The sequence below is a fragment of the Rathayibacter sp. AY1B4 genome, from assembly GCF_002932815.1.
Classification (GTDB): Bacteria; Actinomycetota; Actinomycetes; order Actinomycetales; family Microbacteriaceae; genus Rathayibacter.
On record NZ_PSWN01000003.1, the window covers coordinates 222,581 to 236,773 of the forward strand.

Here is a 14,193-nt window from a genome sequence, read left to right on the forward strand (position 1 = left end):
CGTCGCAGGGCGGTGCAGTCCCCCGCCGCCGTCCCGCGCCCGCCACCGAATCGAGTCATGAACGCTGCAGCCCCCTCCTCCGGATCCTCGCTCACCGAGCGCATCGAGGACGTCGACGTCTCGGCCGAGATGGAGGGGTCCTTCCTCGAGTACGCGTACTCGGTCATCTACTCGCGGGCCCTGCCCGACGCCCGCGACGGCCTCAAGCCGGTGCAGCGCCGGATCCTCTACATGATGAGCGAGATGGGGCTGCGGCCCGATCACGGCCACGTGAAGTCGGCGCGCGTGGTCGGCGAGGTGATGGGCAAGCTGCACCCGCACGGCGACGCCTCGATCTACGACTCACTCGTCCGCCTCGCCCAGCCGTTCACGATGAGGGTCGCCCTCGTCGACGGGCACGGCAACTTCGGCTCCCTCGACGACGGCCCGGCCGCGGCCCGCTACACCGAGGCCCGCCTCGCCCCGGCCGCCACGGCCATGACCGAGCACCTCGGCGAGGACGTCGTCGACTTCGTCCCGAACTACGACAACTCGCACGACCAGCCCGAGGTCCTCCCCTCCGCGTTCCCGAACCTGCTGGTCAACGGGGCCAGCGGCATCGCCGTCGGCATGGCGACGAACATGGCGCCCCACAACCTCGTGGAGGTGATCGGGGCGGCCCGGCACCTGATCGCCCATCCCGACGCGTCCCTGGACGACCTGATGTCGTTCGTCCCCGGACCGGACTTCCCGAGCGGTGGCACGATCGTCGGCCTCGCCGGCGTGCGCGACGCCTATGCGACCGGCCGGGGCGGCTTCAAGACCCGCGCCCGCGTCTCGGTCGAGAGCATCACCGCGCGCAAGTCCGGCCTGGTCGTCACCGAGCTGCCCTACCTCGTCGGCGCCGAGAAGGTCATCGACAAGATCAAGGACGGCGTCCAGAACAAGAAGCTCAGCGGCATCTCGGACGTCACCGACCTGACGGACCGGGACAACGGCCTCCGGCTCGTCATCGGGATCAAGACCGGCTTCAGCCCCGAGGCCGTCCTCGAGCAGCTCTACCGCTACACGCCCCTCGAGGACGCGTTCTCGATCAACAACGTCGCGCTGGTCGACGGCGGCCCGCGCACCCTCGGCCTGAAGGAGCTGCTGCAGGTCTACATCGGCCACCGGGTGCAGGTCGTCACCCGGCGGACCCGCTACCGACTGCGCAAGCGCCAGGAGCGGCTGCACCTGGTCGAGGGCCTGCTCATCGCGATCCTCGACATCGACGAGGTCATCCAGCTGATCCGCGGGAGCGACGACACCGCGGCGGCGCGGGCCCGGCTGATCGAGGTCTTCGACCTCAGCACCCTGCAGGCCGACTACATCCTCGAGCTCCAGCTCCGCCGTCTCACGAAGTTCTCGCGCATCGAGCTCGAGACCGAGCGCGACACCCTCCTCGCCGAGATCGCCGAGCTCGAGGCCCTCCTCGCCAGCCGATCACGGATCGACGAGCTGGTCTCGGACGAGCTCGACGAGGTCGCCCAGCGCCTCGGGACCCCGCGGCGCACCCTGCTCACCGAGGCGCGCCCCTCCGTCGCCACCACCGGGCGGAAGGCCGCCGCGGTGCTCGAGATCGCGGACGTGCCCTGCCGGGTACTGCTGAGCACCACCGGCCGCATGGTGCGGGTCGACCGCGACCCCGAGGCCGCTCCCCACTCCGAGCGCGCCACGCGCCGCTCGAAGCACGACGCCGTCCTCAGCGCGCTCGACACGACCAGCCGGACGGAGATCGGCGCGGTCACCAGCGCCGGTCGGCTCCTCCGCTTCTCGCCGGTCGACGTGCCCGCCGTCCCCTCCTCCTCGGTGCAGCTGGGCGCGGGCGTGCGCATGAGCGACTACCTCCCGCACCTGGCGAAGGACGAGCGGGTGCTCGCGCTCGTCGCCCTCGACGACGAGCGGCCGATCGCGCTCGGCACCCAGCAGGGCGTCGTCAAGCGCGTCGCGCCGGGCGAGCTGCCCAACCGCCCGGACATCGAGCTCATCGCCCTGAAGCCGAAGGACGCCGTCGTGGGCGCGGCCGCGTCGGCGGAGGAGGACGAGCTGGTCTTCGTCACCGGCGAGGCCCAGCTGCTGCGCTTCCCCGCGTCCGCCGTCCGCCCTCAGGGCCGGTCCGCCGCGGGGATGGCCGGGGTCAAGCTGGCCGAGACCGACGACGTCGTGCACTTCGCCGTCGTCGCCGCCGAGGACCGGGACGAGGCCGTCGTCGCGACGGTCGCCGTCGACAGCTGGGCCCTCTCGGGGACCGACACCGGCAGTGCGAAGGTCTCGCCGTTCTCGGAGTTCCCCGCCAAGGGCAGGGCCACCGGCGGAGTCCGTGCGCAGCGCTTCCTCAAGGGTGAGACCGCCCTCGGAGTGGCGTGGGTCGGCCCCGGTCCCGCGCACGCGCTCGAGGCCGACGGCTCGGTCGCCGCGCTGCCCGACTCCGGGATGAAGCGCGACGGCTCCGGCGTGGCGCTCGCGGCGCCGATCGCGACGATCGGAGCGGCGCCCGAGGTGTTCTGAGCCCCGCGGCTCAGACGTCGATGCGGTCCCGCGACAGCGACTCGGACCCGCGGACGATGAACTCCTTGCGGGGTGCCACGTCGTTGCCCATCAGCAGCTCGAACACCCGGCCGGCGTTCTCGGCGTCGGCGACCCGCACCCGGCGGAGGGTGCGGCGGGAGCGGTCCATGGTCGTCGTGGCCAGCTGGTCCGCGTCCATCTCGCCGAGCCCCTTGTAGCGCTGGATCGGGTCCTGGTAGCGGCGGCCCGCCTTGCCGAGGGCCGCGAGCACGCTCTGCAGCTCCTTCTCGGAGTAGGTGTAGATCGTCTCGTTCGGCTTCTTCCCCGCGTTCATCACCACGAGCCGATGCAGCGGAGGCACGGCGGCGAAGACGCGCCCCGCCTCGACGAGCGGCCGCATGTAGCGGAAGAAGAGCGTGAGCAGCAGGGTGCGGATGTGGGCGCCGTCGACGTCGGCGTCGCTCATCAGGATGATCTTCCCGTAGCGGGCGGCCGAGAGGTCGAAGGAGCGGCCGGAGCCGGCTCCGATCACCTGGATCATCGAGGCGCACTCGGCGTTCGAGAGCATGTCGGCGATGCTCGCCTTCTGCGTGTTGAGGATCTTCCCCCGGATCGGCAGCAGGGCCTGGTACTCGCTGTTGCGGGCGAGCTTGGCGGTGCCGAGGGCGGAGTCGCCCTCGACGATGAAGAGCTCGCTGTTCTCGACGTCGCTGCTGCGGCAGTCGACCAGCTTCGCCGGAAGGGAGGAGGACTCCAGCGCGTTCTTGCGGCGCTGCGTCTCCTTGTGCGCGCGGGCCGAGATCCGCGACTTCATCTCGGCGACGACCTTCTCGAGGAGCTGGGAGGTCTGCGCCTTGTCCTCGCGGCGCGTCGAGGAGAACACCGCGCCCAGCGTCGAGGCGATGGTGGAGGCGACGATCGCGCGGACGGCGGGCGTGCCCAGCACCTCCTTCGTCTGGCCTTCGAACTGCGGCTCAGGGAGCCGCACGGTCAGCACGGCGCTGAGCCCGGCGAGGACGTCGTCCTTCTCGAGCTTGTCCGAGCCGACCTTGAGGCGGCGGGCGTTCGCCTCCACCTGGGAGCGGAGCAGCTTCAGCAGGCCCTGCTCGAAGCCGGTCTGGTGCGTCCCGCCCTTGGGCGTCGAGATGATGTTCACGAAGCTGCGCATCACCGTCTCGTAGCCGGTGCCCCAGCGCAGGGCGATGTCGACCTCGCAGGTGCGCTCCACCTCGGTGGGCACCATGGCGCCGCCGGGGGTCAGCACCGGCACGGTCTCGGTGAAGGTGCCGGAGCCGGTGAGGCGCAGCACCTCGGTCACGGGGGCGTCGGGGGCGAGGAACTCGACGAACTCCGAGATGCCGCCGTCGTAGCGGAACATCTCGGCGCGGCGCTCGTCCGCCCGGTCGTCGACGATGTCGATCGTCAGGCCGGGGACGAGGAACGCGGTCTGCCGGGCGCGCGTCACCAGGTCGTCCGTCTGGAACGAGGCGCCCTTCGTGAAGATCTGGCGGTCGGCCCAGTAGCGCACGCGCGTTCCGGTGACGCCCTTGGCGACCTTCCCGACGACCGTCAGCTCCGACCCGTTCTCGAACGGCGTGAACGGAGCGTCGGGGGTGGGCTCGCCCGCGTCGGCGAAGCGCCCGGGCTCCCCCCGGTGGAACGACATCCGGTAGGTGCGGCCGTTGCGGTCGACCTCGACGTCCAGGCGCTCCGAGAGCGCGTTGACCACGGAGGCGCCGACGCCGTGCAGACCGCCGGACGCCGCGTAGGATCCCGAGCCGAACTTGCCGCCCGCGTGCAGCTTCGTGAACACGACCTCGACTCCGGAGAGCCCCGTCTTCGGCTCGATGTCGACCGGGATCCCGCGCGCGCGGTCGCGCACCTCGACGCTGCCGTCGGCGTGCAGGAGCACGCTGATCTCGGTCCCGTGCCCGGCCAGCGCCTCGTCGACGGAGTTGTCGATGACCTCCCAGAGGCAGTGCATGAGGCCGCGCGAGTCGGTCGATCCGATGTACATGCCGGGCCGCTTCCGGACCGCCTCGAGACCCTCGAGGACGGAGAGGTGACGGGCGTTGTAGTCGGTGGAGGCCATCCGACCAGTCTACTTTCGGGAACCGCTCCGGCCGCGGTGGCGCGGCACCCGGCGGCAGCACGATGGCCGCTCGGCGCGGGGCCCCTACGCGCAGAGCGAAATGCCGACCGATCGACTCCGTGCGGAAACAATCGCGTGCTTGGATGGGTTCCACTAAGCAGAGATCGAAGACCGAGTGCAGGAGGCCAAGTCATGTCGACCACAGCAACCCAGAACGGCGTGGACGAGCTCGCCGGTGCCCACCAGCTCTCCGCCGCCGACCGCTGCGACAGCTGCGGTGCGCAGGCGTACATCCGAGTGGTCGTGAACAACGGAGAACTGCTGTTCTGCGCGCACCACGGGAAGAAGTACCAGGAGAAGCTCTCCAGCATCGCCCAGAGCTGGCACGACGAGTCCGCCCGGCTCTTCGAGGAGCAGCGCCCCTAGCGCGTCCCCGATCAGCCCGGACGGCGCGTCAGCGCCCTACCGCCCGACACCGAGCCGCTTCGCGATCACTTCGCGAGCGGCTCGTGCCGTTTCATCGACCAGGCGGAGACGCTCGTCCGACGGGGAGTAGGCGTCGCCGAGGGCGCGCCGCAGGATCGTGTCCGCGAGCGAGGGGTTCTTCGCGAGGACGGGGCCGTGAAGGTGCGTACCCAGAAGGCCTCCTACCGCGTAGCCCTCGTGGCCGGCGCCGTCGCCGGTGCCGTGCAGCACTCGGCCGACCGCGTGCTCGAGCGGGATCCCGGTCATCCGGCGCTCGTGGTTCTCGAAGCCGACGAGGACACCGCCCGGCGTCTCGACGAGGAGGTCGTCGGTCGCGCGCTCGCCCGTGACCGAGTCTCCGGGGAACAGTCCGATCCCCCGGGCGCCACCCGCGGCCGTGCTGATCGAACCGGCCAGCATCTCCCAGCCGGCCCCGACCGCGACCACCTGGGTGCCCTGGTCGACCCAGGCCCGCAGCGTCGGCGCGATCTCGTGGAGGAGGGCCAGGACGCCCGGGAGGTCCTCGTCCGCTCCCGTCCCGGCGACCAGGACGTCCGGACGGACCTCGGCGTCGGAGGCGGTCGCCAGCGGCACCACCTCCGCCTCGACGCCCGACCAGCGCGCCCGAGCCGCGAGGACCCGGGCGTTCGCCGCGTCGCCGTTGCTGTCCAGGACGTCGGGAGCGAGCACGGCGATGCGGAGGGTGGTCACGCGGTCTCCTCGCGGTTGGTGACGAGCTGCAGGTGCGCACGGGTGCGGCGCATCGAATCGGCCGAGAAGACGATGGTCTTCCGGCCGGAGGCGGGGGTCGGCAGAGCGAGGAACGCGTCGAGCGCGCGACCCAGGTCCTCGTCGACGGAGTCGACGCGCACGCCGTCGTAGCGCAGGTGCAGCGCCGCCTCGTGCGCCTTCGACCCCGAGACGACTCTGACGTGCCCGAGCACGGAGGTGTCCACGGGCCAGAAGTAGGAGGGGTCTCGGACGTCGGAGCCGATCGCGAGCATGATCTGCTCGGTCCCCTCGGGGATCTCCGCGATGTTCAGGCGGTAGCTCGCCGGGTTCTGGACCAGGACGAACTCGACCTCGTGGCCGCGCACGGTGACGATCTCGCCCCGCCCGAAGACGGGGTCGATGCTCGAGAGCGCGGAGGCGGCGAGGGCCGGGTCGAAGCGCTCAGCGAGCACGGCGCGGGCCGTGGAGACGGCCGCCGCGGCGTCCACCGCGTAGTGGACGCCCCGTGCGGGGAGCCGGACCTCGAGCGGGTCGCCGTCGCTGATGATGCGCGCGGCCGCTCCCGTCGTGCTCTCGACGACGGTGGTCGCACGGTCGGTCCCGGCCTCCGCCTCTGCGGCGTAGCCGAGACCGCCGGACGCGGAGTCGCGGACGGAGGAGGAGACGCCGTACCAGCGGATCCGCTCGCCGGGGAGGGAGGTCGCGACATCGGCGACGTGGCGGTCGTCGGCGTTCAGCACGACGGGACCGGTCGCGCGGGAGGCGATGGTGCCGAGCATCCGGGCGACCATGGCCGGATCGAAGAAGCGGTCGATCTGGTCGACCACCACGTTCGTCAGCAGGACGACGCGGGGGCGCATCCGGGGCGCGAGGCGCGCGCCGTGACCCTCGTCCATCTCGAGGACGGCGATGTCGGCATCGATCCGTCCGCGGAGGTCCGCCCGCTCCAGGAGCGCGGAGGTCAGCCCCTGGGCGATGTTGGCCGTCGAGGGGTTGGTGAAGACCCGGAGCCCGTGCGCGCGGAGCACCGCGACCAGCATCTTGGTCGTGGTCGACTTGCCCGCCGATCCCGTGACGACCACGAGGCCGTCCCGGAACCCGTCGAGCACCGCGGGCAGGAATCCGGGCGCGACGCGGTTCACCACGAGTCCGGGCACGGCGGATCCCCCGTCGGGCTTCCGGACCCGCGCGGCGAACCGGGCGGCCCTCCCGAGGAGGACCGCCGGCGCGTAGCGGATCACCGGCCTACTCGAGGTAGTCGCGGAGCGACTGCGAGCGGGACGGGTGGCGGAGCTTGGCCATCGTCTTGGACTCGATCTGACGGATGCGCTCGCGCGTCACGCCGAAGGTGTCGCCGATCTGGTCGAGCGTCTTCGGCATGCCGTCGCCGAGGCCGAAGCGCATGCGGATCACGCCGGCCTCGCGCTCCGAGAGCGAGTCGAGCAGCGACTCCAGCTGCTTCTGCAGCATGGTGAAGCCCACGGCGTCGGCCGGGACGACCGCCTCGGTGTCCTCGATGAGGTCGCCGAACTCGCTGTCGCCGTCCTCGCCCAGGGGCGTGTGCAGCGAGATCGGCTCGCGCCCGTACTTCTGCACCTCGATGACCTTCTCGGGGGTCATGTCGAGCTCGCGCGAGAGCTCCTCGGGCGTGGGCTCGCGGCCCAGGTCCTGGAGCATCTGGCGCTGCACGCGGGCCAGCTTGTTGATGACCTCGACCATGTGCACCGGGATGCGGATGGTGCGGGCCTGGTCGGCCATCGCGCGGGTGATCGCCTGGCGGATCCACCACGTGGCGTACGTCGAGAACTTGAAGCCCTTGGTGTAGTCGAACTTCTCGACCGCACGGATGAGGCCCAGGTTGCCCTCCTGGATGAGGTCGAGGAACTGCATCCCGCGACCGGTGTAGCGCTTCGCGAGGCTGACGACGAGCCGGAGGTTCGCTCCGAGCAGGTGGCTCTTCGCGCGCTGGCCGTCCTTCGCGACCCAGCGCAGCTCGCGGACGAGCTCCGGGCTGAGGTCGGTCGAGTTGGCGAGCTTGTCCTCGGCGAACAGGCCGGCCTCGATGCGCATCGCGAGCTCGACCTCCTCGGCCGCGTTCAGGAGCGCGACCTTGCCGATCTGCTTCAGGTAGTCCTTGACCGGGTCTGCGGTGGCACCGGTGATCGCGGTCGAGTAGACCGGGACCTCGTCGTCCTCTCCGCCGAACGACAGGACGAGCGCACCGCTAGGGAGCGGCTCGGCCGGAGCGGCGACGGCAGCGGCGGCCGGGGCCTCCGGCGTCTCCGCGTCGTCCTTGGCGTCGGTCTCGGTGTCCTCGGCGACGACCTCGGTCTCCTCCTCCTCCGCTGCCTCGTCGGGCTCGACGGCGTCGGTCGGCTCCTCCTCGGTGTCGGCGGGAGCGGCGGCCTTGGTCGTGGCGCGCGAGCGGGTCGTCTTGGCCGCGGTGGTCTTGGCCGCCGTGGTCTTCGCCGCGGGCTTGCGCGTCGCGGGCTTCTTGGTGGTCGTCGTCACGTCGTCGTCGACGGCGTCGAGCGTTGCGGTCTTGGTAGCTCTGGTGGCCATGGCGGCACCTCTCCATCCGTTGCGTCCCGGGGGCGGGCGGCGCGGGAGGGCGTCGTCCGTCGGTGGGCATTACGAGGACCCATGTCAAGTCGAGGACGTCGCACGCCCGACGTGGGCCTGGTGCTCCTCGACCCGAACGGGTCCTATTGACAATTATTGCACGTCTGAGTAGTGCAGCCGTGCGGTGCGGTGCGAGTGGGGCTCGATCCGGCGGGATCCGGGCCGTTCCGTTGGGACATCGCGTCTGCAGAAGGGCGGATCGACGGGGACGACCGTCAGCGCCCCGCGCGGCCGCGGCGCATCCGGTCACTCAGTGCAACCCAGAGAGGGGCCACGGTTATTCCCTCGTCCTCGGCCAGGCGGCGGCGGGTCCGGCGGCGCGCGACGACGAGTCCGACGACTCCGGCGCCGACCACCACGTACTGCACGCACCACGCAAGGCGGAAGTGCTCGAGCGAGTAGGTCTGCTCCGAGGAGGCGCCGGGACCGGCCAGTGCGTCGAGGATCAGGCCGATCGCGAACATCATCGTGAAGCTGGCCAGGAACCCGCCCACGTTCACGACTCCGTTGGCCGCGCCGAGGCTCCGCGAGGGGTTGAACGTGCGGGCGAAGTCGAACCCGATCATGGAGCCGGGGCCGCCCGCTCCGACGACGATCAGGAGCAGCACCACGAGCCAGTACGGCGGGACGCCGGGCCAGAGCAGCACGACGGTCCAGGCGACCGCCATCGCCGAGACGATCCCGAGCACGAGGTTGCTGCGGCGCATGGGGTGGCGAGCGGTCAGGACGCCGAGCACCGGCCCGACGACGATCCCCGCGATCACGACGATCGTGAGGGTCGGCGCGGCGACGGTCGGCGGCAGGCCGATCGCGTAGACGAGGAAGGGGTAGCCCCAGAGCAGCGTGAACACCGTGCCGGAGGACTGCGTGACGAAGTGCGACCAGAAGCCGAGCTGCGTCCCCGGCCGGCGCAGGCTCACTCCGAGCTGCGCGATCGTCGCCCGGAGCGTCGGAGGCACGACCGTGATCGGCTCGGTGCGCGGCGGGACGTCGGCGACCAGGAGGAGCACGCCGAGGAAGGACACGGCCCCGAGGCCGGCGGCGCTGAGGAACGCGGGCTCCCAGCCGAACGTGTGGAGGATCGCCGCGAACGGGAGTGCGGAGAGGATCTGGCCCACCTGGCCGATGTTGCCGATCCACTGCGAGAGCTGCGGCACGATCGGTCCGCTGAACCAGGTCACCGTGAGGCGGATCACGGAGGTGAAGATCGCGGCGTCCCCGGCTCCCAACAGGATCCGCCCGACGATCGCGACGCCGATGCTCGGCGCGATCGCGACCACGACCTGGCCCGCCATCATCAGGGCCGTGCCCGAGAGGATCAGGGTCCGCGGGCCGAACCGGTCGATGAGGATCCCGACCGGGATCTGCATCCCGGCGTAGACGATCAGCTGGACGACGGCGAGCGACGAGAGGACGGCGGCCGCCACCCCGAACCGCTCCGCGGCGTCCACTCCTGCGACGCCCAGCGTCGTGCGGTCCAGGACCGCCACGAGGTAGGCGAACGCTCCGGCACCGAAGACGAACCAGGCTCGACGATCACGCACTCGTCCGATCCTACGGCCGCTCAGGAGGCGGTGGGCTCCTCGCCCGGGCGGCGGATCGCGAGGAACTTCTCGAGCTCGGCGGCGATCGCGTCGGCGCTGGGCACGAAGCCGTCCTCGTCGGTGAGCGGCGAGCGGAGGCTCGTCCCCTCCATGTAGGTGTCGTGCCGCGCCTCGAGGGCCGAGACCAGCTTCTGCAGCTCGTCGTTGCCGCCGACCTGCTCGTCGACCTTGCCGAGGAACTCCCGCCCGCTCTCGCGCAGGCGGTCCGTCGGGAAGATGAGGCCGGTCGACGCCGAGATGCTCTCGAGCGCCGCGACCGCCGCCTGCGGGTACTCGGTGTCCGACAGGTAGTGGGGGATGAGCAGCGCGAAGCCGACCACGGTCAGACCGCGCTCGTAGAGACGCAGCTCGAGCAGGTGGAGGACGTTCGAGGGCACCTGCGTGTGCGGCTTCCAGACCGACATCGCCTCGATCAGGTCCTCGCGGTTCCCGCTCACGGTGACGCCGACGGGCCGGGTGTGCGGCACGGGCATCGGGATCGCCTGGACCCACGTGGTCGAGGCGACGTCGAGCCGCTCGAGGAGGGAGACCACCGCGCGGGTGAACCGCTCCCACTGGAAGTCGGGCTCGAAGCCGGTGAGCAGGAGGAACGGCTGGTGCAGCTCGTCGTGCGCGAGCGAGAGCCGGAGCATCGCAGGACGGTAGTCCGTCAGGTGGTCCTGGTCGAACGTGATGATGGGGCGGCGGGCCCGGTAGTCGAGCAGCTGATCCTGGTCGAAGACCGCGACCTCGCGGTGCTCGAGGGTCTCGAAGAGGTACTCCCCCAGCTGCCCCACCGCTCCCCCGGCGTCGGCCGAGCCGGTCAGGCCCGCGACGAGGTGCAGCCCGCGCGGGATCTCGGAGAGGTCGCCCTCGATCTCGAACAGGTCTTCCGGATCCAGCATGCGTCCAGTCTAAACGGGGGTCCCGGCGCCCCGGCCGGGTCCGCTGAGCCCTCAGCGAACAGCGCCTAGCATTGCCGCCATGCCCCTCTCCTCTCTCGAGTACTCGACCGTTCCCGCCTCCGACATCGACACCGACGCCCTCGTCCTCGGCGTCGCCCCGGGACCCGACGGTCCCCGGCTCGTCGGCGCGGAGGGCTTCGAGGAGCTGGCCCCCGCGCTGACCGCGCTCGGCGCGACCGGCGCCGCCGAGACGCTCGTTCGCGTGCCGTCCTCGGTCCGTGCCGGAGTGATCGTCCTCGTCGGACTCGGCTCGGCGGAGCCCGACGACACCGCGCTGCGGAACGCCGCGGGCGCCGCCGTCCGCCTGCTCGCGGGGTCCGCCTCCGTGGCCCTCTCCCTCCCCGCCGGCTCCGACGGCACGCTCGCCGCGGTCGCCGAGGGCGCCGCGCTCGGCTCCTACTCCTTCACCGCCTTCCGCGGCAGCACCGCCGCCGCGCCGAAGGCGCCCGTCGAGCACGTCGTCCTGCTGGGCGGCGGCGAGTCGGCCGACCCCGCCGTCCTGGAGCGGGCGCTCGTGCTCGGCCGCGCGGTCGGCACGGTGAAGGACCTCGTCAACACTCCCCCGTCGCACCTCTACCCGCAGACGCTGGCCGAGGCCGTGCAGACCGGCGCAGAGGGACTGCCCCTCGAGGTCACCGTCTGGGACGAGGAGGCCCTCGCGGAGGAGGGGTTCGGCGGCATTCTCGGAGTCGGCAGCGGCTCCTCCCGCCCGCCCCGCCTCGTGAAGGTCTCCTACGCGCCCGAGGGCGCGAGCACCCACCTCGCCCTGGTCGGCAAGGGCATCACCTTCGACAGCGGCGGACTCTCGCTCAAGCCGCCGGCCTCGATGATCGGGATGAAGACCGACATGGCGGGCGCGGCGACCGTGTACGCCGTCGTGCGCGCCATCGCGGAGCTCGGCCTCCCGCTCCGCGCGACAGCCTGGCTCTGCATCGCCGAGAACCTCCCCTCCGGGACCGCGATCCGCCCGGACGACGTGCTCACCGTGCGCGGCGGGACCACGGTGGAGGTGCTGAACACCGACGCCGAGGGCCGGCTGGTGCTCGCCGACGGCCTCGTCGCCGCCAGCGAGGAGCAGCCCGATGCGATCATCGACGTCGCGACGCTGACCGGCGCCTCCGTGGTCGCCCTCGGCAACCGGACCGTCGGCGCTCTGGGCGACGACGAGCTGGTCTCCCGCGTCCTCGAGGCCGCCCGCACGGCGGGAGAGCCCTTCTGGCAGATGCCCCTCCCCGCGGAGCTGCGACCGCTGCTCAACTCGGACATCGCCGACATCGCGAACGTCAAGCCGGGCAACACCGCCGGCGGCATGCTCCTCGCCGGCCACTTCCTCCGCGAGTTCGTCGGGAAGCGCGGCGAGGGCGAGGACGCGACCACGATCCCGTGGGCGCACCTCGACATCGCCGGCCCCTCGAGCAACGGAGGCGGTGGCTACGGCTTCACCGGAGCCGGCGCCACGGGAGTCTCGGTGCGCGCGCTGATCGCTCTGGCCGAGGGCTTCGCGAGCGCGTAGTAGGGTCGACGGGGCGGGAGATCCCGCCTCGTCCCCCCTCCCGATCCGCTCGGCGCTCAGCGCCGGAGCCGGTCGGCCGGGAAGCGGGACCGCACGTCGCGAGGGAGTCACTGGGTGTCGGAAGAGCGCTACGACCTGGTCGTGCTCGGAGGTGGCAGCGGCGGGTACGCGGCGGCCCTCCGGGCGACGCAGCTCGGGATGAGCGTCGCGCTCGTGGAGCGCGACAAGCTCGGCGGCACCTGCCTGCACCGCGGGTGCGTGCCCACCAAGGCCCTGCTGCACGCCGCCGAGCTGGCGGACGGCGCCCGCGAGGGAGAGAAGTACGGCGTGCTCTCGAGCTTCGCCGGGATCGACATGGCGGGCGTCACGCGCTACCGCGAGGGCGTCGTCGCCGGCAAGTATAAGGGGCTCCAGAGCCTCGTGTCCTCGCGCGGCATCACGGTCGTCACGGGAGACGGCCGCCTCACCGCGCCGGGCACCGTGACGGTCGGTGAGCACGTGCTCCACGGCGCGTCGGTCGTCGTCGCCACCGGGTCCGCCTCCCGCACCCTCCCCGGGATCGAGATCGGCGGCCGCATCCTGACGAGCGACCAGGCTCTCGAGCTCGACCACGTTCCCGCGAGCGTCGTCGTCCTCGGCGGCGGAGTGATCGGCGTCGAGTTCGCGAGCGTCTGGCGCTCGTTCGGCGCCGAGGTCACGATCGTCGAGGCCCTCCCCCACCTCGTCCCCAACGAGGACGAGAGCGTCAGCAAGCAGCTGGAGCGCGCCTTCCGCAAGCGGGGCATCGCCTTCCAGCTGGGATCCCGTGTCGCGTCGGTCTCGCAGAGCGGGGACGGCGTCTCCGTGTCGCTCGAGAGCGGCGCAACGGTGGAGGGCGAGATCCTGCTGGTCGCCGTCGGCCGCGGCCCGGTGACCGCGGGCATCGGCCTCGAGGAGGCCGGGGTCCGCCTCGACCGCGGCTACGTGCTGACCGACGAGCGCCTGCAGACCTCCGTCCCCGGCGTGTACGCCGTGGGCGACATTGTGCCGGGGCTCCAGCTCGCGCACCGGAGCTTCCAGCAGGGGATCTTCGTCGCGGAGGAGATCGCCGGTCTGGGCCCGCAGGTCGTCAGGGACGTCAACGTCCCGAAGGTGACCTACAGCGACCCCGAAGTGGCCTCCGTCGGCCTCGGCGAGGCCCGCGCGATCGCCGAGTACGGCGCCGAGCGCGTCGCCGTGTACGACTACGGCCTCGGCGGCAACGCCCGGAGCACGATCATCGGGACCACCGGCTCCGTGAAGGTCGTGCGCCTGGTCGACGGCCCCGTCGTCGGCGTGCACATGGTCGGAGCCCGCGTCGGCGAGCTGATCGGCGAGGCTCAGCTCATCGTGAACTGGGAGGCGCACCCCGAGGACGTCGCGCCCCTCGTGCACGCGCACCCCACTCAGAACGAGGCGCTCGGCGAGGCGCACCTCGCTCTGGCGGGGAAGCCGCTGCACGCCCTGTAGAACCACTGCGGTGCGGCGATCCGCCGCTTCCGCATCAGTAAGCTGGACATCGAAACACAAGCGTCTTAAGGAGACAGGCTCATGAGCGAATCCGTCAGCCTCCCGGCACTCGGAGAGAGTGTCACGGAAGGAACGGTCACCCGCTGGCTGAAGAACGTCGGGGACCGCGTCGAGGTGGACGAGCCCCTGCTCGAGGTCTCGACCGAC

11 protein-coding genes are annotated in these 14,193 nt (G+C 71.7%); 5 read left to right on the top strand and 6 right to left on the bottom strand.

Annotated features, from left to right (window positions below; translation table 11 throughout):
• The first annotated feature begins 57 nt into the window (after positions 1-57).
• Complete coding sequence (locus C5D66_RS03270; RefSeq protein ID WP_104255033.1) at positions 58-2,526, top strand: DNA topoisomerase (ATP-hydrolyzing) subunit A; 2,469 nt, start codon at positions 58-60, stop codon at positions 2,524-2,526.
• Positions 2,527-2,536: 10 nt separating this feature from the next.
• On the opposite strand, the gene C5D66_RS03275 is transcribed toward C5D66_RS03270, so the two are convergent.
• Positions 2,537-4,618 carry a type IIA DNA topoisomerase subunit B gene (locus tag C5D66_RS03275; protein ID WP_104225230.1) on the bottom strand — a complete coding sequence of 694 codons (2,082 nt, stop codon included), beginning with the start codon at positions 4,616-4,618 and terminating at the stop codon, positions 2,537-2,539.
• A gap of 192 nt (positions 4,619-4,810) precedes the next feature.
• Here C5D66_RS03275 and C5D66_RS03280 point away from each other — a divergent pair, with 192 nt between their 5' ends.
• Entirely contained in the window at positions 4,811-5,044 is a 234-nt protein-coding gene (locus C5D66_RS03280; RefSeq protein WP_068212876.1) for a hypothetical protein, read from the top strand.
• A 36-nt stretch (positions 5,045-5,080) separates the two neighbouring features.
• Here C5D66_RS03280 and C5D66_RS03285 read toward each other — a convergent pair whose 3' ends face one another.
• From C5D66_RS03285 to C5D66_RS03305, 5 genes are all read right to left on the bottom strand, one after another.
• The gene (locus C5D66_RS03285; RefSeq protein WP_146083139.1) at positions 5,081-5,794 is read right to left on the bottom strand and encodes a type 1 glutamine amidotransferase; all 714 of its coding nucleotides are present in this window, start codon (positions 5,792-5,794) and stop codon (positions 5,081-5,083) included.
• Positions 5,791-7,056 (bottom strand): Mur ligase family protein, encoded by a 1,266-nt coding sequence (locus C5D66_RS03290; RefSeq protein ID WP_104255035.1) that lies wholly within the window; start codon positions 7,054-7,056, stop codon positions 5,791-5,793. Before C5D66_RS03290 ends, C5D66_RS03285 begins: the two co-directional genes overlap by 4 nt.
• A 4-nt stretch (positions 7,057-7,060) precedes the next feature.
• Positions 7,061-8,377 (bottom strand): RNA polymerase sigma factor, encoded by a 1,317-nt coding sequence (locus tag C5D66_RS03295; RefSeq protein ID WP_104232561.1) that lies wholly within the window; start codon positions 8,375-8,377, stop codon positions 7,061-7,063.
• A 275-nt stretch (positions 8,378-8,652) separates the two neighbouring features.
• Positions 8,653-9,981: a nitrate/nitrite transporter gene (locus tag C5D66_RS03300; RefSeq protein WP_104255036.1), complete on the bottom strand. Its 1,329-nt coding sequence runs from the start codon at positions 9,979-9,981 to the stop codon at positions 8,653-8,655.
• A gap of 20 nt (positions 9,982-10,001) precedes the next feature.
• On the bottom strand, positions 10,002-10,925 hold the full coding sequence (locus C5D66_RS03305) for a proteasome assembly chaperone family protein (RefSeq protein ID WP_104238748.1): 924 nt from the start codon (positions 10,923-10,925) through the stop codon (positions 10,002-10,004).
• 79 nt (positions 10,926-11,004) lie between these two features.
• Here C5D66_RS03305 and C5D66_RS03310 point away from each other — a divergent pair, with 79 nt between their 5' ends.
• The 3 genes from C5D66_RS03310 to C5D66_RS03320 all read left to right on the top strand — a co-directional run.
• Positions 11,005-12,498 carry a leucyl aminopeptidase gene (locus C5D66_RS03310; RefSeq protein WP_104255037.1) on the top strand — a complete coding sequence of 498 codons (1,494 nt, stop codon included), beginning with the start codon at positions 11,005-11,007 and terminating at the stop codon, positions 12,496-12,498.
• A gap of 114 nt (positions 12,499-12,612) precedes the next feature.
• Positions 12,613-13,986 (top strand): dihydrolipoyl dehydrogenase, encoded by a 1,374-nt coding sequence (lpdA, locus tag C5D66_RS03315; protein ID WP_104255038.1) that lies wholly within the window; start codon positions 12,613-12,615, stop codon positions 13,984-13,986.
• An 81-nt stretch (positions 13,987-14,067) separates the two neighbouring features.
• Positions 14,068-14,193: biotin/lipoyl-containing protein (locus tag C5D66_RS03320; protein ID WP_308471819.1), on the top strand; the 126-nt coding region annotated here is incomplete at its 3' end.